General features: G+C 68.0%; 22 protein-coding genes. 9 read left to right on the forward strand and 13 right to left on the reverse strand.

All coding sequences use genetic code 11. From position 1 onward, the window contains the following. Positions 1-31 precede the first annotated feature (31 nt). The 3 genes from Q9R31_RS04600 to Q9R31_RS04610 are packed head-to-tail and all read left to right on the forward strand — an operon-like array spanning position 32 to position 4359. Positions 32-1168, forward strand: coding sequence for an acetylxylan esterase (locus tag Q9R31_RS04600; protein WP_311261537.1), 1137 nt, complete (start codon positions 32-34; stop codon positions 1166-1168). Between the two features lie 30 nt (positions 1169-1198). Further along, positions 1199-3244: a DUF6807 family protein gene (locus Q9R31_RS04605; protein WP_311261538.1), complete on the forward strand. Its 2046-nt coding sequence runs from the start codon at positions 1199-1201 to the stop codon at positions 3242-3244. Next, complete coding sequence (locus Q9R31_RS04610) at positions 3241-4359, forward strand: M24 family metallopeptidase (RefSeq protein WP_311261539.1); 1119 nt, start codon at positions 3241-3243, stop codon at positions 4357-4359. Before Q9R31_RS04605 ends, Q9R31_RS04610 begins: the two co-directional genes overlap by 4 nt. A 118-nt stretch (positions 4360-4477) precedes the next feature. On the opposite strand, the gene Q9R31_RS04615 is transcribed toward Q9R31_RS04610, so the two are convergent. The 5 genes from Q9R31_RS04615 to Q9R31_RS04635 are packed head-to-tail and all read right to left on the reverse strand — an operon-like array spanning position 4478 to position 10376. Continuing rightward, complete coding sequence (locus Q9R31_RS04615) at positions 4478-5929, reverse strand: aldehyde dehydrogenase (NADP(+)) (RefSeq protein WP_311261540.1); 1452 nt, start codon at positions 5927-5929, stop codon at positions 4478-4480. Positions 5930-5982: 53 nt separating this feature from the next. Beyond that, the gene (locus Q9R31_RS04620) at positions 5983-7086 is read right to left on the reverse strand and encodes a mandelate racemase/muconate lactonizing enzyme family protein (protein ID WP_311261541.1); all 1104 of its coding nucleotides are present in this window, start codon (positions 7084-7086) and stop codon (positions 5983-5985) included. Next, on the reverse strand, positions 7086-7991 hold the full coding sequence (locus Q9R31_RS04625) for a 5-dehydro-4-deoxyglucarate dehydratase (RefSeq protein WP_311261542.1): 906 nt from the start codon (positions 7989-7991) through the stop codon (positions 7086-7088). Before Q9R31_RS04625 ends, Q9R31_RS04620 begins: the two co-directional genes overlap by 1 nt. Next, the gene (locus tag Q9R31_RS04630; RefSeq protein ID WP_311261543.1) at positions 7988-8950 is read right to left on the reverse strand and encodes an NAD(P)-dependent oxidoreductase; all 963 of its coding nucleotides are present in this window, start codon (positions 8948-8950) and stop codon (positions 7988-7990) included. The genes Q9R31_RS04625 and Q9R31_RS04630 overlap by 4 nt, the downstream gene beginning before the upstream one ends. A 10-nt stretch (positions 8951-8960) precedes the next feature. Then, entirely contained in the window at positions 8961-10376 is a 1416-nt protein-coding gene (locus tag Q9R31_RS04635) for a Gfo/Idh/MocA family oxidoreductase (protein WP_311261544.1), read from the reverse strand. Positions 10377-10732: 356 nt separating this feature from the next. Here Q9R31_RS04635 and Q9R31_RS04640 point away from each other — a divergent pair, with 356 nt between their 5' ends. After that, a complete protein-coding gene (locus Q9R31_RS04640) occupies positions 10733-11767 on the forward strand; it encodes a LacI family DNA-binding transcriptional regulator (RefSeq protein ID WP_311261545.1) in 1035 nt (344 codons plus the stop codon). A gap of 35 nt (positions 11768-11802) precedes the next feature. Here the strand turns inward: Q9R31_RS04640 and Q9R31_RS04645 are convergent, their stop codons facing one another. Next, a complete protein-coding gene (locus tag Q9R31_RS04645; RefSeq protein WP_311261546.1) occupies positions 11803-12495 on the reverse strand; it encodes an FCD domain-containing protein in 693 nt (230 codons plus the stop codon). Positions 12496-12562: 67 nt separating this feature from the next. Between Q9R31_RS04645 and Q9R31_RS04650 the strand changes: the two genes are divergently transcribed. After that, the gene (locus tag Q9R31_RS04650; protein WP_311261547.1) at positions 12563-13900 is read left to right on the forward strand and encodes an alpha-hydroxy acid oxidase; all 1338 of its coding nucleotides are present in this window, start codon (positions 12563-12565) and stop codon (positions 13898-13900) included. A 10-nt stretch (positions 13901-13910) separates the two neighbouring features. Here the strand turns inward: Q9R31_RS04650 and Q9R31_RS04655 are convergent, their stop codons facing one another. Further along, positions 13911-14525 carry a metalloregulator ArsR/SmtB family transcription factor gene (locus Q9R31_RS04655; protein WP_311261548.1) on the reverse strand — a complete coding sequence of 205 codons (615 nt, stop codon included), beginning with the start codon at positions 14523-14525 and terminating at the stop codon, positions 13911-13913. 61 nt (positions 14526-14586) lie between these two features. Further along, entirely contained in the window at positions 14587-15798 is a 1212-nt protein-coding gene (locus Q9R31_RS04660; RefSeq protein WP_311261549.1) for an acetoin utilization protein AcuC, read from the reverse strand. 103 nt (positions 15799-15901) lie between these two features. Between Q9R31_RS04660 and Q9R31_RS04665 the strand changes: the two genes are divergently transcribed. Continuing rightward, entirely contained in the window at positions 15902-17335 is a 1434-nt protein-coding gene (locus Q9R31_RS04665) for a potassium transporter TrkG (protein ID WP_311261550.1), read from the forward strand. Then, positions 17328-18014 (forward strand): TrkA family potassium uptake protein, encoded by a 687-nt coding sequence (locus Q9R31_RS04670; protein ID WP_026265713.1) that lies wholly within the window; start codon positions 17328-17330, stop codon positions 18012-18014. Before Q9R31_RS04665 ends, Q9R31_RS04670 begins: the two co-directional genes overlap by 8 nt. Here the strand turns inward: Q9R31_RS04670 and proC are convergent. The 5 genes from proC to Q9R31_RS04695 all read right to left on the reverse strand — a co-directional run bounded on the left by proC (position 18011) and on the right by Q9R31_RS04695 (position 25053). Continuing rightward, the gene (gene proC / locus Q9R31_RS04675; protein ID WP_311261551.1) at positions 18011-18844 is read right to left on the reverse strand and encodes a pyrroline-5-carboxylate reductase; all 834 of its coding nucleotides are present in this window, start codon (positions 18842-18844) and stop codon (positions 18011-18013) included. The genes Q9R31_RS04670 and proC overlap by 4 nt on opposite strands. Positions 18845-19059: 215 nt before the next feature. Further along, positions 19060-20049, reverse strand: a complete 990-nt coding sequence (locus Q9R31_RS04680; RefSeq protein ID WP_311261552.1) for a Ppx/GppA phosphatase family protein — start codon at positions 20047-20049, stop codon at positions 19060-19062. A 7-nt stretch (positions 20050-20056) separates the two neighbouring features. Next, entirely contained in the window at positions 20057-20476 is a 420-nt protein-coding gene (locus Q9R31_RS04685) for an SseB family protein (protein WP_311261553.1), read from the reverse strand. 52 nt (positions 20477-20528) lie between these two features. Continuing rightward, entirely contained in the window at positions 20529-23255 is a 2727-nt protein-coding gene (gene topA, locus Q9R31_RS04690) for a type I DNA topoisomerase (protein ID WP_311261554.1), read from the reverse strand. 130 nt (positions 23256-23385) lie between these two features. Further along, positions 23386-25053, reverse strand: coding sequence for a methyltransferase (locus Q9R31_RS04695; protein WP_311261555.1), 1668 nt, complete (start codon positions 25051-25053; stop codon positions 23386-23388). Between the two features lie 43 nt (positions 25054-25096). Between Q9R31_RS04695 and Q9R31_RS04700 the strand changes: the two genes are divergently transcribed. Both Q9R31_RS04700 and Q9R31_RS04705 read left to right on the forward strand, forming a co-directional pair. Further along, positions 25097-25588: a hypothetical protein gene (locus Q9R31_RS04700; protein ID WP_311261556.1), complete on the forward strand. Its 492-nt coding sequence runs from the start codon at positions 25097-25099 to the stop codon at positions 25586-25588. Positions 25589-25639: 51 nt separating this feature from the next. Then, positions 25640-26203 carry a hypothetical protein gene (locus Q9R31_RS04705; RefSeq protein WP_311261557.1) on the forward strand — a complete coding sequence of 188 codons (564 nt, stop codon included), beginning with the start codon at positions 25640-25642 and terminating at the stop codon, positions 26201-26203. Positions 26204-26216: the final 13 nt, after the last annotated feature.

Below are 26216 nucleotides of genomic sequence, written 5' to 3' on the forward strand. Positions count from 1 at the left end.
GCAGACGCAGACAAGAAAGGAGGCAGGCACAATGATTCCAACGGCATTGGTCCCAACAGCCCGTCCCAGCGCCATCGCCGGCTACGACGACTGGCCTGCCTACATCCGGGAGCATCCACGCCACCAGGCAGCCACCCTGCCGGCACAGGAGTTCTCGGACGCCTTGGGTGTCCCGGCCGCAGGCGCACCTTCAAGCGTGACGGTGCACTGGGAGGAAACGTACGACGGCGCCACCACCTCCCAGCTCAGCTGGCAGTTGGGCTTCGGGCCGCGGACAACGGGCTGGCTGGTCCGGCCGGCCGGAAGTTCCGGGCCCCTGCCGGGGGTCCTGGCGCTGCACTGCCATGGCGGAAACAAGTTCGGCGGGGCGGACCGGCTGGTGGAGCTGCCGGACAGCCACCCGTCGGCGGCAGCCGCGCGCGCCGGCCACTACGACGGCCGCTCCCTGGCCACCGACATCGCACGCCGCGGCTTCGCGGTCCTGGCCCATGACACGTTCGCCTGGGGCAGCCGCAAATTCGACCTTTCAACTCCCCCCTGGCGGACTGCCTCGGCAACAGCGGCGAGGCAGGCCCAGTGGCGGGAGGACGGCGTCGTACCCTCCGAAGCCGACCAATACAATGCGGCGGCCGGCTTCCACGAAGACACCGTCGCCAAAGCCGCCGGCCTGCTGGGCACCAGCCTGGCCGGCATGGTGGCGCATGACGACCTTGCCGCGCTCGACATCCTGGCGGCGCTGCCGGACGTGGACCAGGACAGGCTGGGCTGCATCGGCTTCTCCGGCGGCGGCGGGCGGTCACTTGCCCTCTCCGTCCTCAGTCCCCGCATCCGCGCCGCCGTGGTGACCTGCATGATGACCACCTTCGAGTCCCTTCTCCCTGCCTACCTGGACGCCCATTCCTGGCTGCTGCAGACCCCCGGGCTGTGGAAGCTGGGCGACTGGCCCGAACTTACAGCCCGTGCAGCGGACGCCCGGTTCCTGGTGCAGTACGCCCTTGCGGACGAGCTCTTTCCGGAGGACGGGATGCGCCAGGCGCACCGGGTGCTGGAATCCCTGCACGGCGGCACGGACCGGTACACGGGCAGCTTCTGGCCCGGCGGGCACGTCTTCACCGCGGCCATGCAGGGCGAGGCCCTTGAATTCCTGGCCAAGACGCTGGCATTCTGACCCCTTTTACAACTGCTCCCAAGGACCCACGTGACCACACAGCACTCAGCGGAATCCACGCACCAGCAGACCGCGTCCACGGCCATCCCGAGGGTGGCCCTGGTGGGCGTGCACGGCTTCGGCGAGCGGCATCTTGCCAACCTGGCCCGGCTTGAACAGGCCGGCGTCCTGGAACTGGTTGCCGTCGCCGATCCCAACCCGCCGCAGCCCGGCAGCCTTTCCGGTTCGGTTGCTGTGTTCCCGGACCTGGACGGGCTGCTGGCCGCACAGCCGGGCGTCGACGTCGTCATTATTGCCACCCCCATCCAGACGCATGCCCCGCTGGCCATCGCCGCCCTGTCCGCCGGGATGGACGTTTTCGTGGAAAAGCCTCCGGTGGCCTCCCTGGCCCAGTTCGAGCAGGTCCTCGATACGGCGCGGGAGAAGGGCCGCCTGGTCCAGGTGGGTTTCCAGAGCCTGGGATCGCACGCCCTGCCCGCCATCGGGGACGCGGTGGCCGCCGGGGAGATCGGGACCGTCCTGGGCATCAGTGCCTCCGGACAGTGGCTCCGCACAAATGCCTACTTCCAACGCTCCCGCTGGGCCGGAAAACGCAGCCTCGATGGGGTGGATGTGGTGGACGGCGTGGCCACCAACGCCCTGGCCCACGCCGTTGCCACGGGCCTGCACCTGGCCGGCGCACGGACCCTCGACGACGTCGCCTCCGTGGAAACGGACCTGTACCGGGCCAACCAGACTGAAAGCGACGACACCTCCGTGCTGCGCGTCCGCACCGCCCTGGGAACCACGCTGCTGTGCGCCCTCACGCTCTGCGCCCCCGAACAGCTGGACCCCACCGTCACCGTGCACGGAACCCTGGGCGACATCACCCTCTCCTACACGCGCGACGAAGTGCTGATCACCACCCCTGACGGCGAGCGCAGGGAAACGTACGTCCGCACCGACCTGCTGGAGAACCTCCTGGACGCCCGGGCCACAGGGGCTCCCCTGCTCTGCGCGCTGCAGGACACCGGCGCGTTCACCGCCGTACTGGAAGCCATCCGCACCTCCCCGGCGCCGGCCCCGATCGACGCAGAGTACATCTCCTGGGAAGGCGAGGGCGGTGACGCGCACCCAGTGGTCCGCGGCATCAGCGACCTGCTGGCCCGCGCGGTCAAGGCGCAGGCAACCTTCGCAGAACTCGGAGTCCCCTGGGCGCGCGCCCTGCCGCCCACCCGCACCCTCACCCTGGACGGACGCCCGGTGGCGGACTACCAGGACGGCAGCCACATCCGCGCAGTCTCCTCCCCCCGCCCCTACCTGCACCCGGTCCGCACCCTGGCCGGAACCGTGGTAACGGACCACCAACCCCTGGACCACGTGTGGCACCTGGGCGTTGGGGTGGCGCTGCAGGACGTGGACGGGGTGAACTTCTGGGGCGGCCGGACCTATACCCGCGAAGCCGGGCAGTACGTCTGGCGTCCCGACCACGGCAGCATCGTCAGTACCGGCACCACCGCGGCGCGGACCGAGGCCGGCGAAGGGCATGCGGGCCGCCTGCAGGAGACCCTCAGCTGGAACGGCCCCCACGGCGCCCCCATCCTTGGTGAGGAACGCACGTGGGCGTGGTCCGGCGTCGCGCCCTCCGTCTGGCGGCTGTCCCTCGACTTCGCGCTGTCCCCTGCAGGTGGCACGCCGGTCAGCCTGGGCAGCCCTGGTTCGAACGGACGCTTCGAGGGCGGTTACGGCGGCTTCTTCTGGCGCCTGCCCCAGTGCGGGGACGCCGCTGTATGGACGCCCGCCGGTTCCGGCGAGTCGCAGACCCACGGCAGCGTCACGCGCTGGCTCGCCTGGTCAGGAAAGTTCGACGGCGGGCCGGCCACCTTGGTGTTCGTTGCCCCGGAGGACTGCACTGATCCCTGGTTTGTCCGCGTGGACGGCTACCCCGGAGTGGGACAGTCGCTGGCATGGGACGCGCCCGTGATGGCCCGGCCGGACAGCCCGGTGCGGCGGCGCATCACCGTTTTTGTGGCCGACGGAATCCTGTCCACAACCGACATCGAAGAACTGATCAAGCAGCAGGGGGACCCGTCATGACCCAAACAACAACCTCAGCCGTCGCTCCGCAGAGGGGCGGGCGCCTGGCTCCAGGGTCAGGGACGGACCGGGCCATTAAGCGCCGGCGGGTCCTGGACATCCTGGACAAGGCCGGGCAGGACTCCCTGCTTCTCACCACCAACACCGCGCTGACCTGGTACCTGGACGGCAGCCGCGTCCACATCAGCCTCGCCGGCGATCCCATCGCCGCCCTGCTGGTGGACCGCGACGGCGACCACCTGGTCACGTTCAACAATGAAACCGGCAGGATCGCGGCCGAAGAACTGCCCGCCGGGGTCAGCCTGCACACCGTGCCCTGGTATGGGAACCTGCACCAGGCCGCGGCCGCCGTCGGGAACGGCTCCCGGCCGCCGCTGTCCGAAGCTGACGTCACGGCGCAGCTGCGCGCAGCCCGGCAGCAGCTCCTCCCGGCCGAAAGTGCCCGCTATTCCATGCTCAGCGCGGAACTGGCCGGCATCATGACCGATACCCTGTCCGCCGCCCGCCCGGACACCACGGAATTCGAGCTGGTTTCGGCGCTGGCCGCCCGGGTGGTGGCGGCCGGCGCGGAACCGCTGGTGCTCCTGTGCAACGGCAGCTCCCGCAGTACCTTCCGGCATCCGCTGGCAACGCATTCCCCCCTTGGCAGGCGTGCCATGGCCGTCGTGTGTGCCCGCCGTGACGGCCTGGTTGCCAACATCACCCGTTGGATCCGGTTCGACGGCGGCACCCCGGAAGAGCGCGACGCCGAGTCCCGGATAGCGGCAGTGGAGGCGGACATTTTTGACGCCACCGTTCCCGGCGCCCGCCTGGACGGGATCTTCGCCGAGATCCAGGCAGCCTACCTGCGGCACGGTTTCGGTGCGGACCAGTGGGAACAGCACCACCAGGGTGGTCCAGCCGGTTACGCGGGCCGCGATCCCCGGGTGACGTCGGAGGTCACCGACACGGTGGTGCTGGACCAGGCCTTCACCTGGAACCCCTCGGGCCCCGGCGTCAAAATCGAAGACACCGTGCAGCTCACCGAGTCCGGGCTTCGCGTCCTCACCGTGGACCCGCGCTGGCCCGTGGCAACCGTGAACGGACTGGACCGGCCGGTGACCCTGCAGCTCTGACCAGACGCCCGCTCAGATACTGCACCCAAACGCGAAACGCCCGCTCAGTTATGGCCGTTATACCGGTAATAACTGAGCGGGCGTTGCGATTAAAGGGACATCAACTGAGCGGGCGTTGCTACGGAAGCTGTAGTTCCCCGTCAACGCGGCGCGGGATGCCCAGGGGGTTGTCCTCGCGCAAGGCCGGGTGCAGCACTGCCTCCGGCGCGTCCTGGTAGGCCACCGGACGCTGGAACCTGCGGACCGCCGTGGCACCCACCGAGGTGAAGAGCGAGGTGGTGGCCGGGTACGGGCCGCCGTGCTGCTGGGCCCAGTTGACGGCCACTCCCGTGGGCCAGCCCTCGAACAGGACGCGTCCCGCGAGTCCGGACAGTTGCTCCACCAGGCCGGCGATGTCCTCACCGGGCTGGGCGTGCAGGGTGGCGGTCAGGCTGCCCGGGACTTTGGCCAGGACTACGGACAGTTCCTCCCGGTCCGTGTATTCGATCAGGATGGTGGTGGGGCCAAAGCATTCCTCCAGCAGTTGCTGCGGGCGTTCCAGCACCTTGGCGGCGGTGGTGGAGAACACCACCGGCGCAGCCCCGTTGGCGGCGGCATCCTGGTCCACGGTGCCGCCGACCACGTCAACGCCGTCCACGGATGCGAAGGCGCGCAGGCCGTCCGGGTAGGCTTCCGCGATCCGGGCGGTGAGCATGCCCAGGGCCGGCTTGTCCTTGCTGGCCTCCGCCACTTGGGTGGCGAAATCCGTTCCGGCCGGGATGAAGACCAGTCCGGGTTTGGTGCAGAACTGCCCGGCGCCGAGGGTGAAGGATCCCGCCAGCCCGGCGGCGAGTTCCGCGGAGTGGGCCTGCAGTGCCGCAGCGGTGATGACCACGGGGTTCAGGCTCCCCAGTTCCCCGTAAAACGGGATGGGCTCGGGACGGGAGGTGGCAAGGTCGAACAGGGCCCGGCCGCCGGGGATGGAACCGGTGAAGCCCACCGCTTTGATGGCAGGGTCCTGGACGAGGGCGGTTCCTACCTCGCGGCCGGTCACCAGGGCAAAGAGTCCTTCCGGCGCACCCGCGGCCCGGAGGGCCTCAGCTGCGATTTCTGCCGTCCGCTCGGAGAGGCGCAGGTGGCCGGAGTGGGCCTTGACGATCACGGAGCAGCCCACTGCCAGCGCCGAGGCGGTGTCACCGCCGGCCACCGAGAAGGCGAACGGGAAGTTCGACGCCGAGAACACGGCCACGGGTCCGATCGGCCGGAGGATGCGGCGCAGGTCAGGCGTGGGCGGGGTGGCGTTCGGGTTCGCGTGGTCGATCACTGCTTCGAGGTAGGAGCCCTCGGTGATCACCCGGGCGAACAGGCGCAGCTGGCCAGTGGTGCGTGCCACTTCGCCGGTGAGGCGGGTGGTGCCCAGGCTGGTCTCGGCATCGGCGATTTCGACCAGTTCGGCGGCGTTGGCGTCCAGAGCGTCGGCCACGGCGGTGAGCCAGGCGGCGCGCTGCGCGTCGGAGGCAGCAGCGGAGACTTTGGCGGCCTCCGTGGCCGCGGCCGTGAGCTCGGACAATGAAAGTGTTGCAGTTGTCACGTCAGGTACCTGTTCTGTGGTTGGTGCGTTCTTCAGTGCACTGTGTCGCACATCTACGGTGCGTCCCGGAAGCGGAAGCCCAGCCCCGGCTGGTCTGACAGCCTCACCCGGCTATTGCTGAAGCGGACCGGTGACGGGCCTGCGAGGATCCCCAGCTGTTCGAACGACGCCTCCTCCACGTCCTCCACCATGGTGGGCTCCGCGAGCGTCAGCGCCAGCTGCCCGGACAGTTCCGGCAGCAGGTGCGGCATGACCTTGATGCTGTTGGTCCGCGCCAGCTCAACGATCCGCCGGAACGGGGTGATACCGCCCACCCGGATGATGTTGGGTTGGATGATGTCCACCGCCTCCGCATCTATGAAATCGCGGAAACGGTAGATGTTGTGCAGGTTTTCGCCCAGGGCGATGGGCACGGGCGAATGCTTCCGGAGCCTGCGGTAGGCCCAGAGATCGTCCGCGCGGATCGGTTCCTCGAGCCATTCCAACCCGAATTCGGCCAGGACGTCGAGGGCCCGGAACGTGGTGGGCAGGTCCCACCGCTGGTTGGCGTCGATCATGAGCCTGCGGTCCGGGCCCAGGACGGAGCGGACGGCGGCCACACGTTCGCGGTCCTCCCGGATGTCCGGTTTGCCCACCTTGATCTTCACGGCCTGGTGCCCCGCGGCGACCCAACGTTCGGCCTGCGCCACCAGTTCGTCAAGGGTGTAGTGCAGGTTCACCCCGGAGCCGTACACCTCGGCCGATTCCTGTCGCTGGCCCAGCAGGCCGGTGACCGACGTGCCGGCGCGGCGGGCCTGCAGGTCCCAGAGCGCCAGGTCCGCGCCTGCCATGGCGATGGTGGTGAGGCCTCCGCCGCCGGCCTCGTGCAGCCGCTTCCAGAGGGCATCCCACACCGCCTCGGGGGTGGCGGGCAGCCCCGAGGCGAAAGGCGCGATGTCGTAATCAAGCAGCGCCTTGACTGCCCGGGGGCCGATGGTGGGCGTCCAGGAGAAACCGAAGCCGGTGCCGCCGTCGTCTGTCTGAACCTCAGTGGCGATCACGTGGTTCTCCGGCGCCTCCACCCCCCAGCTGCGGCGCAGCGGAACGGTGAGGAGCCGGGTCGACAGGGCGGTGATGCGCGGAACCGTGCGGACGGCTTCGGCCGCCGGTGCGCTCATCAGCGCCCAGCCAGCTCGTAGCCCTTGGCCAGGATGGCCTTGAGCTCCACGAGCTGTTCCTCGGTGGGATCGACCAGCGGCGGCCGGACTGAACCCACCGGCAGTCCACCCAGCCGCAGGCCGGCCTTGATCAGGGAAACGCCGAAGCCGGGGGTCTGGTCGCGAAGCCGTACCAGGGGTGCGTAAAAGCCCTCGAGGAGGGCGCTGCGGCGTTCCTCGTCTCCTGCAGCGTAGGCGTCATAGTAGGCCTTGGCGATCTCCGGGGCCATGGCGAAAGCCGCCGAGGAGTAGAGCGGGATGCCCAGCCCGCGGTAGGCGCCCTGCGTCAGCTCGGCGGTGAGCAGGCCGTTGAAGAAGGCGAAGTCCTTCCGGCCCGTGGCCTTGACGGCGGACACGATTTCCTGGGCGAGGCCCACGTCGCCCAGGCCGTCCTTGAAACCGATGACCTTGGGGTTGGCGGCGAGCTTGGCCATGGATGCGGCAGTGAACCTGGCGTTGCCGCGGTGGTACACGATGACCGGCAGGGTGCTGGCGTCTGCCACGGCCTCGATGTAGGCCACCAGCCCGTCCGTGGGGCCGGTGACCAGGTACGGAGGCAGCACCAGGAGAGCGTCAGCGCCGGCTTCCTCGGCAGCCCTGGCGGCGGCAAGGGCGTGGCCCAGTGGTCCGCCCGCCCCGGCCACCACAGGGACTTGCCCGGCAACAACCTCGACGGCGGCCGTCACCACGGTGCGGACCTCCTCGATGCTCAGGGCGTGGAATTCTCCGGTGCCGCAGGCGGGAAAGACGCCGCCTGGCCCAAAGGGCAACCGGGAGCTGATGTGTTCCTTGAGCAGTTCCACGTCAACGGCGCCTTCGGCCGTGAACGGGGTGACGGGGAAGAAGAGTACGCCGTCGAATTTCATGATGTCTCCTTGCCTCCGCCGGCGGTCACCAGCGCGGAGGCCTCGTCGTTGAGGGTTGGATGGGACTTGAGCTCTGTCCGCCACGTGCGCGTGGGCTGCCACCCCAGCAGTTCCTGGGCTTTGGCGATGGAGAACGCGGGGCTGGTTCCGGTAAGGCCGGCGCTGAGCGCTCCGCTTCCCGGCAGGAACTGGGGCATCAGCTCCGCCAGGGGCGCGGTGGCGAGGGCGTCAGGCGCCCCCACGAAGAAGGTTTCCCCGTTGGGAATGTCTTCCATCTTCTGCAACAGCAGGTCCAGGAAGTCGGCCACGTCCCGGGCGTCCACGTAGTTGAACAGAGCCGGGGCGGAGAGGGCGGGGTCGGCCAGGCGCTCCGCGAGGGTGTGCCCCTGCTGCGTGGGAGCGCCTTCCCACTCCTCCGGCGAGATGACGAAGCATGGGCGGAATGCCGCGTACCGGATCTTCTCCCCCTGCGCCGCGGCGAACATCTGCACCGTTTGCTCGGCGATGAGCTTGGACAGCGCATAGGCGTTCCAGGGCTTGGGCGGCGTGCGCTCATCGAGCGGGAACGACGGCGGCAGCCACCCCGCCGGGCATCCATAACCCAGGACCGTGGGGCTGCTTGCGGTCACAATCTTCTGCACGCCCAGCTCCGTCGCCGCGCTGATCACCGCGAAGGCGAGCCGGGTGTTGGTACTGAAAATGACGTCCTCCGGCGCGCTGAACGGTACCGCGATCGCCGCAAGGTGGATGACGGCGTCGGGCTTTGCGTCCCGTAGGAGGCGCAGCGCCTCGCCCGGCGCCAGGAGGTCAGCGGTTTCCTGGACGACGCCGGCCGGCAGGAGTTCGGCGGGCACCGCGTCACGGTCCACCGAGACCACCTCGTGGCCCGCCTGCGCCAGCCCCGCCACCACGCTGCGGCCAAGGCGGCCGGAACCGCCGGTAACGAATATCCTGCTCATGTCTTTTCCCCTACTTGGCGCGGCAAAGGTCGACGCCGAGGTCCAGGTCCTCGACCCGGACGGGCAAGGACGTTTCCAGGGAGCGGTTGCCCGCGATGCCCACGGACACTGAACGCAGCCCGTCCAGGTAACCGGAGGGACGGCCCAGCGGGTCCTCGCCAGGTCCGTTGAAGAGATCCGACAACAGCAGCTCGTCACCGCCGCCGTGGCCGCCCTCACCATTGACGATCGGCACCTCATAGGCGGCCTCCCAGTGGCGCTGGACCACCAGGCGCTCGCCGTTGCGGCGGACGGCGTCCTCTTCCTCAACCGGGGTTGCGGAAGGGTCCACGACCGTTTTCTTGTCCGTGCTGTGCAGGACGGCGGCGCGTTCCACCACTTCAAGCTCGGCCCGGCCCTCGGTGCCGTTGACCGCCACCCGGTAGCCTTCCCACGGGCTGTGGGCATTCAGCGAGTAGCTCAGCCGCGGCCCGCCCTGGTACTCCACCACCAGGGCAAGGTTGTCCTCGATGGTGATGCCGGCGGTGAACACATCCTGGTCGCGGCGGTAGCCGTCGTAGTGCTCGTTGTCCAGGAACAGGGCCTTGAGCCGCTCGTCCTCCCTCAGGTCAAGCGCGAAGGGGTCCTTCTCGCCGGCGGGGGCATCGGCGTCGGGCGTTCCCCGTTCCGGGCGTGGGCCAAGGCCGCGCTCGGCAGCGTTCTTGTCGCCGTAGAACTTGAGGCCACCGGACGCGAAAATCCGCTCCGGGACGTCGTCGATCCACCAGTTGACCAGGTCGAAGTGGTGCGACGCCTTGTGAATGAGCAGCCCGCCGGAGTTCTTCTTCTCACGGTGCCAGCGGCGGAAGTAGTCCGCGCCATGGACGGTGTCCAGCACCCAGCTGAAGTCGATGGAGGTGACCTTGCCGATCACGCCGCTCTGGATGATTTCCTTGAGCGCGCTGTTGCGGGGCGAGTAGCGGTAGTTGAAGGTGACCACCACGTTCCGGCCGGTCTCCTGGACTGCCTGGGTGATGCGGCGGCAGCCTTCGGCGTCGATGGTCAGCGGCTTTTCGACGACGACGTCGGCTCCGGCGCGCAGGCCCTCCACGATGTAGTCCGCATGGGTGTAGTCCGGTGTGGTGACGATGATCCGGTCGATGTTGTTGGCCTGGATGTACGCGGTGAGGTCTCCGGGATCAAATGATGCCACCGGCCCCGGCGCACCAAGTTCCTGGATGAGCTGCTGGTAGAACTCCACGCGTCCGGGGTTCACATCCGAGAATGCAATGAGTTCGGCGGTGTCGGCATGCTTGCCGAAGATGGCCCGGATGTACATCTCGGAGCGGCCACCGGTGCCGATCAGGGCGATGCGCGCCCTCCCGCCGTTCCGGGTGGTGGCGTGGGAAGCAGCTGCGGCCGACGTGGTCTCGGCTGTGTTGACCATGGGGTCCCTTTCGAAAGCTCATTACCGGCCGTCGGAACGGCGGCTGTGGACCGGCGGCGGCAACTTTGCTGCACCGGATGGAATAGTGCGAGAAAGCGCTTTCTCGGTTATCTATAGAAGTTGTATCAACCCCCCGGGTGATCCGTCAACCACTTTGGGCTCTAATAGAAAGCGTTTTCTCGGCGCGCCAACCGGGCCAGGGCGCGCTGCCTGGGAAAACGGGCGGGAAAAGGATAGAAATCGCTTTCCTGCTGCCGTATATGCTGTCTTTCAAAGCACCTGCCGTCACGGCCGGCCTGCCGGGACATCAACTGTTCCCGGCCGCGCCGGCGGATGGCGCAAAAGAAGGGTTCCCTATGGCCAGGAAGTCGGCAAGCGGCCGGATCGGCATCGCGGATGTCGCCGTGAAGGCGGGCGTTTCCCATGCCACCGTTTCGCGTGTCATGAACGGGAACTTCACGGTGGACCCGGACATTGCCGCCAGGGTCCGTGCAGCCGCGGCCGAGCTGAAATACCAGCCCAACCCGGTGGGCCGCAGCCTGGCCCTGGGCAAGACGGACACCATCGGCATTGTGGTGCCGGACCTGGCCAACCCCACCTTCCAGGCGATCCTCCGCGGCCTGAGCAGGGCGGCAGCCCAGGACGGTTACCGCGTGCTCATCGCGGATTCATTCGAAGTGTCCAGCGAGGAGTCCATCCTGGCGGGCGAGGCGCGCCGGCGGTGCGACGGGCTGGTCCTGTGCGCCCCGCGCATGTCGGATGCGGAGCTGGAGGAGATCGCGCCCTCGCTGCACCCGCTGGTACTGATCAACCGCACCACCGCCGCACCGAATGTGCCCAGCCTCGTGGTGGACTATGGCCAGGGCGTCCAGGACATCGCGGGGCACCTGGTGGAACTGGGCCACACCCGCCTTGCCTTCCTTGCAGGACCGCCGCGCAGCGCCTCCAACGAGATGCGGCTCAAGGGCCTGGAGACGTTCAGGGCCGCCCACCCCGAGGTGGAGGTGACCATGCTGGAAGGCGGCTCCGACTTCGACACCGGACACGAAGCAGTGGATGCCGTCCTGCAGAGCGGGGCGACGGGCATCCTGGCCTTCAACGACCTCGTGGCGATGGGCCTGATGAGCGGGCTGCATGAGCGGGGCCTGGACGTCCCCGGGGACATTTCCGTGACCGGCTTCGATGACATCCCCTTCGCCAGGTACACGACGCCGGCCCTCACCACGGGCGCGGTCCCCATCACTGAGCTGGGCGAGCAGGCCTGGCATCAGCTCCGGGCGCTGATCCGGAAGGAAGGGAATGAAACCCCCGGCGGCCGCTACCAGCCGCGGCTGGAAGTCCGGGCGAGCACCGGCCCGGCCAAGGCGCCGCGCAGTACGGTGCACGGCTGACCGGTTCTTATCCCGCGCCTCTCTTTACCGCCTCTTTACCCCGCCGCCAGCCCGGCCTCTTTGTAGAATCCCTCGATGTGGGCGGACACCAGTTCCGCTGCCCGGCCGCCGTCGCCGTTCCTGACGGCGGCAAGGATGGCATGGTGCTCCGTGCGCAGGCGCGTCGCCGTGGCCTCCCAGTCCGGCAGGTTGGACGTCAGTTCGGCCGCGTATCCCTGGATGGCTTCCCGGAGCGACCCCATCATGGCGCTGACCACCGTATTGCCGGCGGCGTTGGCCAGAGCCAGATGGAACCGGACATCGAGGGCCAGGAAGTCGCCGGCCGGCAGTCCTTCGGGGGCATCCATGGCCTCCAGGAGCGCAGCTGCACTGTCGAGTTCGGGCGCGTCCCGGGGTGCTTTCGCCGCAGCCCATGCCTCCAGCAGGACGCGGGTTTCAACGATGTCCGCCACGGGCAGGTGCTGGGTGGCCACGTGCAGCCGAAGGGCAGAGCCCAGCGCCGCAGTGGGGTCCGAAATAACTACCGTCCCGGATTCGGGCCCGGATCCGACGCCGGCCCGGACCACTCCCATCGCCTCCAGGATCCGGATGGCCTCGCGGACTGACGTGCGGGACACCTTGAGCTGTTCGGCCAGGGAGCGCTCCGCCGGCAGCCTGCCGCCCACGGCCAACCGGCCGGCCGAGAGCTGATCCTCGATCCACGTTAGGACCAACTGATGGGTGCGCATAGGCCCAATGGTAGTTGATGTGGTTGGACCACATGGCCTAGAGTGTGGTTGGACCATAGGAGGAGCCATGACCCACACCATCCAGCCCAACAACCCGGAGGCTACGCCGGCGCCGGACACCACGGACATCCCCGCAGCGCCGGCACCCGCCGGGGCTCCGTCGTCGTCCGCCCTGCCCGCTGCCCTGAAGCGCCGTGTTCCCAAATACTCTGACCTGGCGCCGCTGATGCAGTTCAAGAAGCCGGAGTTCAGCAAGGAAGGCAGGCTCAAGCGCGCCAGCACCATCTGGGAGCTTCGCGACATCGCCAAGCGGCGCACCCCGCAGGCGCCCTTCGACTACACGGATGGTGCAGCCGAAGGGGAAATCACCCTCCGCCGCGCCCGCCAGGCGTTCCTGGACATCGAATTCCGGCCCGGCATCCTGCGGAATGTCTCCAGCATCGACCTCAGCACGGAGATCCTGGGCAAACCCTCACGGCTTCCCGTCGGAATCGCGCCGACGGGGTTCACCCGGATGATGCAGTCCGAGGGCGAATATGCAGGATCGCAGGCGGCCGAGGCGGCCGGCATCCCCTACACCCTCTCCACCATGGGCACCGCCTCCATAGAAGACGTGGCCGCAGCGGCACCGAACGGCCGCAACTGGTTCCAGCTGTACCTGTGGACGGACCGGGACCGCTCGCTGGAGCTGATCGAGCGGGCCGCCAAAGCCGGAAACGATACTTTGATGGTCACCGTGGACACCGCCGTCGCCGGCGCCCGCTTGCGGGACGTGCGCAACGGCATGACCATCCCGCCGGCCCTGACTCTCAAGACCGTGCTGGACGCGTCCTACCGCCCGGCCTGGTGGTTCAACTTCCTCACCCACGAGCCGCTGACGTTCGCCTCGCTCTCCCGCTACACCGGCACCGTGGCGGACCTGATCAACTCGATGTTCGATCCCACCCTGACCTTCGAGGACCTGGACTGGCTCCGCGAAACCTGGAAGGGAAAGCTGGTGGTCAAGGGCATCCAGACCGTGGAGGACGCACGCCGCGTGGTTGACCATGGCGCCGACGGCGTGGTCCTGTCCAACCACGGCGGCCGCCAGCTGGACCGGGCGCCCATCCCGTTCCACCTGGTCCCCGAGGTCCGGCAGGCCTTCACGGCAGACAACACCGACGCCGCCATCATGCTGGACACCGGGATCATGAGCGGCGCGGACATCGTGGCCGCCCTGGCCCTGGGCGCCGATTTCACGCTGATCGGCCGCGCCTACCTGTATGGCCTGATGGCCGGCGGCCGCGCCGGTGTGGACCGCACCCTGCAAATCCTCGAGAAGGACATGGCACGGACCATGGCGCTGCTGGGCGTCAGCAGGATCTCAGAGCTCACCCCGGACCACGTGCGCCTGCTGGCCAAGTAATCCGGTCCGCCTACTTCTTCCGGCCGAATTTTGGCAGGTTGGGGAGGTTCGCCAACAGGTCCGCTGCCTTCGTGGCGGCGCGGCCAACGGTGCGGCCAATCTGCTGGGGGACGCTGTCGTCGCTCAACGGGGCGGCCGTACCGCCGGGAATCACGACGGCGGGGCTCAGGTCGGCGCCCTCGCGCACCAGCACGCCGGCGGAGACAGCCTCCGCTGCCACAGCATCGGCCATGGCGTGTTCCTTCTCCGGCGCTTTCCGCGGTGAGGCATGTCCAGTTGCTCCTGCTGAGGGGGCGGCAGCCTCTTCCTTCGCACCCGCGGCGGAGGCAGGGGCGGCAGGTGACTTCGCCGCAGGAACTGCCGAGCCGACGTCGAACGTCTCCAGCCAGCTGGCAATGCCCTCCAGCGGGCCGCGGTTCAAGGCGTAGTACCGCTTCTGGCCCTGGGCGCGCATGCTGACCAGCTGTGCTTCACGGAGGACTTTCAGGTGCTTGGAAATGGTGGGCTGGCTCGCCGCCAGTTCCTCCACCAGCTCCCCCACGGCCTTGTCCCCTGCCCGCAGGGCCACCAGGATGTCCCGCCGGGTGGATTCCGCTATGACGGCAAATACGTCGTCTGTCACCATGCCTCCCACCCTAGCGACATATGCCTCGAAAGGCATCAACTATTTCGGCCGCCCCGCGAACCTAGTCGAACCAGGGGTCCAGCCCGTGCAGCGGGAACACAGCCTTGCGGGTTGCCATGACGGTGCGGTCCACGGCGTCATTGGGGTCGAAGCCCACTTCCCAGGACCGCCACCACAGCTCCACGTCGTCCCCCATGAGCGCAGGCGCTTCCGAGCCGAACTTCTCGCTCACATACTGCCGCCAGTCAGCGGGCACGGGCGTTCGCAGCGGCACGGGCCGTCCCGCTGCAATGGCCACCAGGTGGGTCCAGGCCCGCGGCACCACGTCCAGCACGTTGTATCCCCCGCCGCCGGTGGCGATCCACCGTCCGCCACAGTAGCGCCCGGCCAGATGCCCGACGGCGTTGGCCGCCTCGCGTTGTCCGTCCACGCTGAGATTGAGGTGCGTCAGGGGGTCGGTGCGGTGTGAATCGCAGCCGTGCTGGCTCACAATCACCTCGGGCTGGAAGGCACCCACCAGTTGCGGCACCACGGCGTAGAAGGCGCGCAGCCACCCGGCGTCCCCGGTGCCGGCCGGCAGGGCGACATTCACCGCCGTTCCTTCCGCTGCGGGGCCGCCGACCTCATTGGCGAACCCGGTCCCTGGGAAGAGGGTCAGCCCGGTTTCGTGCAGGGACAGCGTGAGGACCCGCGGATCGTCCCAGAAAATGTTCTGGGTGCCGTCCCCGTGATGGGCGTCGACGTCGATATAGGCCACCTTGCCCACGCCGCCGTCAAGGAGCTTCTGCACTGCAACGGCGGCGTCGTTGTAGATGCAGAATCCGCTGGCGCGGTCCCTGGACGCGTGGTGCATGCCGCCGCCGAAGTTGACGGCGTGGACGGCGGAGCCTTCCAGCACGCGGCTGGCCGCCAGCAGGGAACCGCCGGCCAGGCGTGCCGCGGCCTCATGCATGCCGGCAAACGCGGGATCATCCTCAGTTCCCAGCCCCCGGGACTCGTCCGGCTGCGAGGGGTCCGCACTGACCCGGCGGACTGCCGCCACGTAATCTGCCGAGTGAACGGACTGCAGGTCAGCATCGGAGGCCACCTCCGGCGCCGCGACGTCGACATGCTCCAGGTCGAACAGGCCCAGGCTGCGGGCCAGGCGGGCCGTCAGGTCCATCCGTTCCGGCGCCATGGGGTGGCCCGGACCAAAGTTGTAGGCTGTCATGTCAGGACTCCACGCCACCACCGTTGGCGGCGCGGGCTGGCTGAGGCCGGGCAGGTATGTCATCAATCACAGGCTACCCGAGCCCGCGCCGCCGCCCACCGGCCATGACGCGGGCTTTAGTGGTTTACTACTGGGGGAAGCCGTTTCAACCGAGGAAAAGCCACACATGACGCAGAGCCAGTCAAGGCCCCGGACTCCGGCCACCTGGCACCCCCCGGCGCAGGAGCGGGAGGGCCTCCGGTTCTTCCCGCGGGTGCGGGACTTCATTGACGACATTGCCAACACCACCCCGGCCCGGCTGGCCCTGACGGCGTTCGCCGTCGTGTGCGCAGTGTTCACGTTCCTGCTGTCCCTGCCGGTCTCTTCAGCCGACGGAACCCCCACCCCCATCCACCAGGCGCTGTTCACGGCCGTCTCGGCGGTGTGCGTGACGGGGCTCACGGTGGTGTCGACGGCGGTCCACTGGTCCTTCTTCGGGCAACTGGTGATCCTGGTGGGCATCTTCATCGGCGGCTTGGGCACCTTGACGCTGGCGTCATTGCTGGCACTGATGGTGAGCAAGCGGCTGGGCGTCCGGGGCAAGATCATCGCGGCGGAATCCATGAACAACGCCGGCCGCCTGGGCGAGGTGGGCACCCTGCTCCGGATCGTCATCACCACGTCCGTGGTCATTGAGGGGGTCCTGGCGCTGGCACTCGTCCCCCGGTTCCTCACTCTGGGTGAGTCGTTCTGGCAGTCGGTCTGGCACGGCATCTTCTACTCCATCTCGTCGTTCAACAACGCCGGCTTCACGCCCCATTCGGACGGCATCGTGCCCTACGAGACGGACCTCTGGATCCTCATCCCCCTCATGGTGGGAGTCTTCATGGGCAGCCTGGGGTTCCCCGTGGTGATGGTCCTGCAGCAGAACGGCCTGAACTGGAAGAAGTGGAACCTCCACACCAAGCTCACCATCCAGGTCTCCCTGATCCTCCTGGTGGCGGGGGCGTTCCTTTGGGCGCTGATGGAGTGGGACAACGCACGGACCATCGGCACCATGAGCGTGGGCGACAAGATCACCCACGCGCTCTTCGCGTCCGTGATGACGCGCTCCGGCGGGTTCAACCTGGTGGACCAGAACCTCATGGACTCCACCACCATGCTGCTGACCGACGCCCTGATGTTCGCCGGCGGCGGCTCCGCGTCCACGGCCGGCGGCATCAAGGTGACCACCATCGCCGTGATGTTCCTGGCCATCGTCGCCGAAGCCCGTGGCGACGCCGACGTCAAGGTCTACGGCAGGACCATCCCCCAGGGGAGCATGCGGGTGGCCATCTCCGTGATCGTCGCAGGCGCCACCCTGGTGTCCGTGTCGGCTTTCCTGCTGCTGCACATCAGCGGCCAGTCACTTGACCGCGTACTGTTCGAAACCATCTCCGCGTTCGCCACGGTGGGACTCAGCACCAATCTGAGCGCGGAGGTGCCGCCCGCGGGCGTCTACGTCCTCACGGTGCTGATGTTCGCGGGCCGCGTGGGTACCGTTACCCTTGCCGCTGCGCTGGCCCTGCGCCAGCGCAGCCAGTTGTACCACTATCCCGAAGAGAGGCCGATCATTGGCTAGTTCCACAGACGCCCCCCGGCGCCCCGCCCACAACGCCCCGGTACTGGTCATCGGGCTGGGCCGGTTCGGGTCATCCACGGCCGAGCAGCTGGTGAAGCAGGGCCGGGAAGTCCTCGCGATCGAGCGGGACCGGAACCTGGTGCAGAAATGGGCGCCCCTCCTGACCCACGTGGTGGAGGCGGACGCCACCAATATCGACGCACTCCGCCAACTCGGAGCCCAGGAGTTCAGCTCCGCGGTGGTGGGTGTGGGTACTTCCATTGAGTCCTCGGTGCTGATAACCGTCAACCTGGTGGACCTCGGCATCGAGCACCTGTGGGTCAAGGCCATCACCCCGTCACACGGCAAGATCCTCACCCGGATCGGCGCCAACCACGTCATCTACCCGGAGGCCGACGCCGGTGTCCGCGCGGCGCACCTGGTGTCCGGGCGCATGCTGGACTTCATCGAGTTCGACGACGACTTTGCCATCGTGAAGATGTATCCGCCGCGCGAAACGGTGGGGTTCACCCTGGACGAGTCAAAGGTCCGGTCCAAGTACGGCGTGACCATTGTGGGCGTGAAGTCCCCGGGTGAGGACTTCACCTACGCCCGGCCCGAGACGAAGGTGTCCTCCCGCGACATGCTGATCGTCTCCGGCCACGTTGACCTGCTGGAGCGGTTCGCGGCCCGGCCTTAGCCGAGCTGTTTGGTGATCTCCGCTGCCCGGTCTGCTGCCGCTCGGGCGCCGGCCGCGATGATCGCAGGGATGCCCTGTTCGTCGAACGTGGCAATGGCGCGTTCAGTGGTGCCGTTGGGGCTGGTGACAGCCTTGCGCAGCGCTGCGGGGTCTGCCCCGGGTTCGGCGAGCATGAGGCCGGCACCGGCCACCGTTTCGCGGGCCAGCAGCAGGGACAGCTCCCGGTCCAGACCCAGCTCCTCCCCTGCCGATGCCATGGCCTCGGCGAGGTAGAAAGCGTAGGCCGGGCCGGACCCGCTGATGGCAGAGAGCGCGTCTACCTGCTCCTCAGGAACCTCCACGACAGTCCCGGCCCCCTTCAGGATCTCCTTGACCTTCTGGAGCTGCCCAGGAGTGCAGTGGGTTCCGGGCGAGACGGACACGACGCCGCGCCCAAGTTTTGCCGGCGTGTTGGGCATGGTGCGGATCACCGGCTGCCCGGGCGGCAGGGCGGCCTCCAGCTGGGCGATGGAGACGGCGGCGGCCACGCTGACCACAACGGTCTCCGGCGAAAGGGCGGGGCTGATTTCCCTGGCCAGGTCGGTGATGCCCACGGGCTTGACGCCAAGGATCACGACGGCGGATCCCTTGGTCGCCTGCCTGTTGTTGTCGGGCTCTTCCTCGCCGGCAATCGCCGTAATCCCGTGGTACCGCTCGGCCAGTTCCGAGGCGCGCCCGGCCCGGCGGACCGTGGCCACCACATCCGCGGGATCCGTTCCTGCCTCCAGCAGGCCGCCAAGAATGGCCTCGTTCATGGATCCACAGCCAAGGAATGCGATTCGGTTGCTCATGACTCCATCATTGCAGTTCGCACGCATTCACAGGCAACTCCCATCTTGGGCGCAGGCAGCACACAACTTGGGGTCCTAACGTAGTTATTACCTCATTGAGGGTGCGAGTGATGCGGCAGGCATGGGGATGCCTGCCAGGGCACCGGCGGCGCGGCAACAGGTTTTCCCCCATTTTCCTGTTGCCCGCCCCGGTGCTTCCGCTTTTAACGGCCCGTTCAGACCGCCGCTTCCACCGACCGGGAGGCGGACACATGCGGGGCCGGCTCCAGCGGGCCGGAAAATACCAGCTGGTCCAGGCGCCGGAGGATCAGTCCCTCGCGCAGCGCCCACGGGCAGATGCGGAGCTTCTTGAACTTGAACATCTCAAGGGCGGCCTCGGCCACCAGCGCGCCGGCCAGGAGTTGATGCGCCCGTGCCTCGGAGACGCCGGGAAGGTGCAGGCGGTCCTCCGAGCTCATGGCGGAGATCCGCTGGGTCCAGATGCCCAGGTCCGAGGCGTGCAGTTCCCGCTTGACGTACGGGCCCTCAGCGCTGGGGGCGGCACCGGCGATCCGGGCCAGGGAGCGGAATGTCTTGGAGGTGCCGGCCACCACGTTTGCCCGGCCCAGGCCGTCGAATTCGCGGACGGCAGGCTTGAGTGTCGCCCTGATGTACCGCCGGAGTTCCTTCACGCTCTTGGCCGACGGCGGGTCCTCGGCGAGCCAGTCCCTGGTGAGGCGGCTGGCGCCAAGCGGCACGGAGGTGGCCACCTCGGGAAGCTCGTCCTGGCCGAAAGCCATTTCAAAGGAGCCGCCGCCGATGTCCAGGTTCAGGATCGGCCCGGCGCCCCACCCGTGCCAGCGCCGCACCGCGAAGAACGTCATGGACGCTTCTTCGCTGCCGGTGAGTTCCTGGAGGGTGACCGTGGTTTCGTGCTTGACCCGGGCCAGCACGGCGGGGCCGTTGGTGGCCTCGCGGATGGCTGACGTGCAGAAGGCCAGCAGGTCCTCGGCCTTGTGCCGGGCGGCGAATTCCCATGCTTCCAGCACGAACTCGGTCAGCTCGTGCTGGCCCTCGTCGCTGATGCTGCCGTCCGGCTCAAGGTACTGGACCAGGGACAGCGGCCGCTTGTGGGACGCGAAAGGAACCGGCTGCGCGCCGGGATGGGCATCCACCAGGAGCAGATGGACAGTATTGGAACCAATATCGAGGACGCCTAGACGCATGGGGACATTATTGCTCGTCAGCGCGTTTGAAGTCGCGCCGGATGTTGGCCACACCTTCGGGGTTGATCTCGAAACCATAGGCGGCGCCGGGGTTGATCACCATGCCAAGTTCGTCTCCGAGGTTGGCGATGATGGCAGCGCCCTGGGTGCCCAGGACGTTGGGCGCAGCTTCCAGGTACTGCTGGTCCACCCTGCTCGGGTGCGAGAAAACGGCAAGGACAGGGTCGCCGTCGGCGTTGGCGAGGACAAGGGGCTCCACCTGGGAGTCCACGCCCTCCACCGTGTCCGAGCTGATGATGTAGACCTCACTGTTGAGGAACGACAGGATGACGTCCACCGGGTTCGCGTCAGGCTGTCCGCCGGTGGCGAGCTTCTCTTCGAGGTCGTTAAGCGGCTGGAGGTCCGTATGCGGAGGCTGTTCAGTCATACGACTACCCGATCACGATCCGGTGGCCGGCGCAAACGCCCCGGCCACGGTGCTATTTCCTGGCCGTTGCCTTCTTCTTGGCCGGAGGTTTGCGGGTGGCGGTCCGCTTGACGGGGCCCTTGGCGCGTTTCTCGGCGAGCAACTCCACTGCCTGCTCGCGGGTGAGCTCCTCCAGCGAGGTGGCGCGGGGAACCGTGATGTTGGTGATCCCATCGGTGATGTAGGGCCCGAACCGGCCTTCCTTCACCACGATGTTCTTCTCCGACACCGGGTCCGGGCCGAACTCCGCCAACGGAGGCACCGCGGCACGGGCACCGCGCTGCTTGGGCTGGGAGTAGATCTCCAGGGCCTGGTCCAGGGTGATGGTGAAGATCTCCTCTTCCGACCCGATGGAGCGGGAGTCCGTGCCCTTCTTCAGGTAGGGGCCGAACCGGCCGTTCTGGACCGTGATGAGGTTGCCTTCGGCGTCCTCGCCCAGGACCCGGGGCAGGCTCATGAGCTGCAGGGCCTCGTCCAGGGTGACCGACTCGACGGTCATGGACTTGAAGAGCGAGCCCGTGCGGGGCTTGGCCTTGACCGGCTTTTTCGGCGGCTTGGGCTTGCCGTTCTTGTAGTACTCCACCGGCTGCGCGGCGATCTGTTCCTCGGTCATCTCCGGGATGATCTCGGTGACGTAGGCGCCGTAGCGGCCGTTCTTGGCCACGATGGTGTGCCCGGTGTGCGGATCGGTGCCGAGCACGCGTTCCTCGGGGGCGGCCGTCTCCATCAGTTCCCTGGCCTTGGCAGCTGTCAGTTCATCGGGTGCCAGGTCCTCGGGCACATTCGCACGGGCCGATTCGACAATCTCGCCGGTCTTCGGGTCCACCACTGCGGCCGAGCTTTCCAGGTAGGGTCCGAACTTGCCTACCCGGAGGGTGATTTCGTCGGTGATGGGGATCGAGTTGATTTCCCGGGCGTCGATCTCACCGAGGTTGTTGACGATGCTCAGCAGGCCGGGATCAGAGTCTTCGCCGAAGTAGAAGTGCCGCAGCCAGGAGGCGCCGGCTTCCTGGCCGTTGGCGATCTTGTCCAGGTCGCCTTCCATGTCGGCGGTGAACTCGTAATCCACGTAGTCGGAGAAGTGCTGCTCCAGGAGCCGGATGACCGAGAAGGCGATCCAGCTGGGCACCAGCGCGGAACCCTGCTTCCGGACGTAGCCGCGGTCCTGGATGGTGGAGATGGTGGAGGCGTACGTGGACGGGCGGCCGATGCCCTTCTTTTCCAGTTCCGCGGTCAGGGACGCTTCCGTGTAGCGCGGCGGCGGCGAGGTCTCGTGGCCCACGGCCTGGATGTCCGCGGCGGTGAGGGAGTCGCCCTTGGCGACGTTGGGCAGGCGGCGCGCTTCGTCGGAGTCGTCGTCGCCCCGTGTCTCGTCCTTGCCTTCCTCATAGGCGGCCAGGAAGCCGGGGAAGGTGATCACGGTGCCGGAGGCGGAGAATTCCGCGTCCCGCCCGTCGGTGGCGACGGCACCCAGGCGGATGGTCGCCGTCGAACCCTTGGCATCTCCCATCTGGGAGGCGACGGTGCGCTTCCAGATGAGTTCGTAGAGGCGGAACTCGTCCCCGGAAAGCTGCTTCGCCACCTGGGCAGGCGTGCGGAAGGAATCGCCGGCGGGGCGGATGGCTTCGTGCGCTTCCTGCGCGTTGGCGGCCTTGTTCGAGTACACGCGCGGCGACTGCGGAATGTATTCGGGGCCGTACAGCTCCGAGGCCTGCCGGCGGGCAGCGGTGATGGCTTCGTCGCTCAGCGCGGAGGAATCCGTACGCATATAAGTGATGTAGCCGTTTTCATACAGCCGCTGGGCGATCTGCATGGTGCTCTTGGAGGAGAAGCGCAGCTTGCGGCCCGCCTCCTGCTGCAGGGTGGAGGTGGTGAACGGCGCCGCGGGACGGCGGGTGTACGGCTTGGTGTCAACCGACCGGACCGTGAACGAAGCATCCTGCAGCCCGGCCGCCAGGGACGTTGCCAGTTCCTCGTTGAGGTGGGCCACGTTCCGGGAGGTGAGCTCGCCGTTGTCGTTGAAGTCGCGGCCGGTGGCCACCTTGGCGCCGTCAACGGCGGCAAGCTTGGCCTTGAACGAACCGGAATCGGCGCCGAACTGCCCGGTCAGGTCCCAGTAGGAGGCCGCCTTGAAGGCCATGCGCTCGCGTTCACGGTCCACCACCATGCGGGTGACCACGGACTGCACGCGGCCGGCGGACAGGCCGCGGGCCACCTTGCGCCACAGCACGGGGGAGATTTCGTAGCCGTAGAGGCGGTCCAGGACGCGGCGGGTTTCCTGGGCGTCCACCAGGTCCTGGTCCACGTCGCGCAGGTTGCCCATGGCGCGCTGGATGGCCTCCTTGGTGATTTCGCCGAACGTCATCCGGTACACCGGGACCTTGGGCTTGAGTACTTCCAGCAGGTGCCACGCGATGGCTTCGCCCTCGCGGTCCCCATCGGTTGCGAGATAGAGTTCGTCGGCGTCCTTGAGCGCAGCCTTGAGCTCAGTCACCTTTTTCTTCTTGTCCGGGGACACCACGTAGTACGGCTTGAAGTCGTGCTCAATGTCGACGGCGAACTTGCCCACCGAGGTTTTCTTCAGCTCGGCGGGGAGTTCGGACGGCTGCGGCAGGTCGCGGATGTGACCGATGGAGGCCTCAACGATGAAGCCCTCGCCGAGGTACTTGGCGATGGTCTTGCTCTTGGCCGGAGACTCCACAATCACGAGTTTCTTGCCGGTTTTGGCCTTGCTTGGCACGGTGCTCCTACAGAAAAAGGTTGCTGGGGCAGATGAGCCCATGTTCGCCTAGTTCACCATATTTTGGGGAATAGTGCGCATTCATGTGGAAAAGACGCCGGTTCCGGCGAGCGCGTGAGGAGTCTTGCCGTCAGGCCGGAAACCCGGCCGGAATGAGGAAGCCGTCGCGGACCAGGTTGGCCACGTCGGCGAGCAGCGCACCCTGGAAGGACCCGGCGTCGAACCCTTCCTCCCCGCCCCTTCCGACGTCCACCCCGCCGCCCAGGAGGGCCTCCAAAGCGCCGGCGATCTGCCCGGCGGTGAGGTCTCCGTCGCACGCGGACGCAAACCCTGCCAGCTCGGTGCTCATCAGGTTGGTGCGGCGCAGTCCGGCACCCTGCCGGAGCAGGATCACCCCGGGGTGCTCGGCGCCGGGGCGCTGGTGGCGTTCCTCGGTGACGTCGTCGGCCACGAGCAGGTGGGTGCCGGCCAGATCATGCGCGGCCAGCCAGTCGCTGCGTTCGACGGCGGCACCCAGGTGGGGTCCGATGGGCTGCTCGATGGGATAGGTGACTTCCTCGAAACGGCTGATCGCGGCCCGTCCGGCCGCAGCGGGGCGCCGCAGCCACACCATGCCGAAACTGATTCCCGCCACGTCCCGGGAGGCGAAGTCTTCAAGGTAGGCGGCGTAGGCGTCGCGGTAGTGCTGCCGGTCCCGGGATTCCGAGGCGTCCTGCAGCCAGGTTTCGGCGTATTGTTCCGGGCTGACCTGCTCGCGCTGGATGAACCAGGCGTCAGTACCCGGCCGCACCCACGACCTTGGCCGCCCGTCCCAGCCGGCACCGGCCGGAACTTCCCAGTTCCCGAGCATCTGGGCGTAGCCGCCCGGCGCCAGGATGCCGGGCAGGTCTGCCACCAGGGCGGCGACGATCCCGTCCCCCGGCAGGCCGCCGTCGCGGTAGGTGAACTGGTCCGCAGCATCCTCGCCGGAGCGGCGGGGCGTGATGACGAACGGCGGGTTGGAGACCACCAGCCCGAAGTCCTCACCGGCAACAGGCTCCAGGAGGGAACCCAGGCGCAGGCTCACCCGGTCTTCGAGGCGGTCAGGGTCGACGGACAACGCCTCTGCATTAAGCAGGATGTTGAACCGGGCGTAGGCGAGGGCACGCTCGGAGATGTCGGTGGCGGTCACGTGCTGGCAGTGGTGCAGCAGGTGGAAGGCCTGGATGCCGCAGCCGGTTCCCAGGTCCAGGGCGCGTTCGGTGTGGCGGCGGATGGTGGTCTGCACCAGGGTGGTTGATGCCTGCCCGATGCCCAGGACGTGGTCGTGCCGCAGCACTCCCGCCTGCTGGTGGGCCGCAAGGTCGCTGGCCACCCAGAGTTCGGCGCCGCCGCTGCCGTCGTCATTCTTGTCCCAGCCGTACGGCCGCAGGTCGGCCTTCGCAGCGAGCAGGCTGGAGCCGGGAACGGGCTGCACCAGCCCAAGCTCCAGGAGGCCCTCCACGCCCGTGCCCGGCAGCGCGGCGTCGAGCGTCTCCCGCTCCTGGGGCTCGGCGAGGAGCCAAAGACGGACGACGGCGGCAAGCGGCGCCACGCCGTTGTCTTCCCGCACTGCGCGCTCGGCCGCGAGCAACGCGGGGATGATCTGGTCCCGGTTCAGTGCCGCGGAGGCCGTGGGGCCCAGCAGCCCGGCCACGCCGTCCAGCGTGTAGTGCAGGCGGCGCAGGTCCGCGGCCAGCGACGTCAGCAGTCCGGGCAGGTCGCTGCGGGGAGCGTCCGGCGTGTTGCCGGCGGTGAACTCGTAAGGGGATTCAGGCACCGCTCAAGTTTAGTCCGGCGTGCCTGCGGGGTACGGTGGAGCCATGCCTTCCCGCCTTGCCCTCCTGCCGCGCGCCCGCACGGCGGCCGCTGCGGTCCGCCGCCCGCTGCCGGGGACAATGCTGCCGGGAACAGTGCTTGCCGCGGTCCTCGGCCTGGCGGTGGCGGGGTGTTCGCCTGTGACCTCCGTGGAGAACGCTGATGTCCCGAAGTGGCGGGCCACTGCCCTGCCGTCTTCCACGGCGGCTGTTGTGCTCCAGGACTCGGGCAAGATCCTCAACCGGGACCGGATTGTGCAGGAGGCCGCAAGGGTGCCCGCCGGAAGCTACACGCTCACCGCTGTCTGTGACGGTACGGGGAAGGCCTTCTTCGCGGTGTCGCTGGACGGCAAGCCCGTGGCGGAAGCCGGGGCCGCCTGCAACGGCCGGCGGGAGACCACCAAAATAAGCCTGCCCGCCGCCGGACGCGTCGAAATCAGCAGCTCCAGTGTGGACGCTCCGCTGCTCTACGCCTACCAGCTGGTGCCGGCGCAATAAGGCCCCGTTCCGGCTATGGCCCGCCGCCCGTCGCGGGCATAAAGTCTGACTATGCCCAGTGTGCGGAGAACCTCCGCGCCCCTTCCCCAAGGGACAGCACGGGCGCCGCTGGCACCGAAGCCCGCGGCCGCCGTCGCCCTTGGGCTGGTGCTTGCGGCAGGTGCGCTGGCCGGCTGCGAATATACGTACGACGACGCCCGGCCCGGCACCGTGCAGGGCACCGCCACCATTGCCCCGGCGCCGGCCTTCACCAGGGACCCGTTGCAGCAGGACCCGGTCAGCGACGCGGAACTGGGTGACTGGGTCTCGCGGGCGCTTCCGGAGAGCACCGGGCCCGTGGTCCAGGCCGATGCCGGGCTCCTCGCTGCCGCTGAGGTCCGGACCATCTCGTCACCGGTCCTTAAAACTGGAACGTACATCCTGGCCATCGCGTGCAGGAGCCAGCGCCGCGTGACCTTCACGGTGCGCACCGAGACCCTCACGCTGGTGGACTTGGGCCTGCGCTGCGGCATCAACCGCGAAAACGTCATCTACGTGTCCACGGACAGCGTCCTGACGGTCAGGGTGGAAGCGAGGACCGCGGCCAACTACGCGTTCCACGTGTACCGGCTCTGATGGTGGCCGGGGT

This window comes from Pseudarthrobacter sp. BRE9 (assembly GCF_031844305.1).
Taxonomy (GTDB): domain Bacteria; phylum Actinomycetota; class Actinomycetes; order Actinomycetales; family Micrococcaceae; genus Arthrobacter.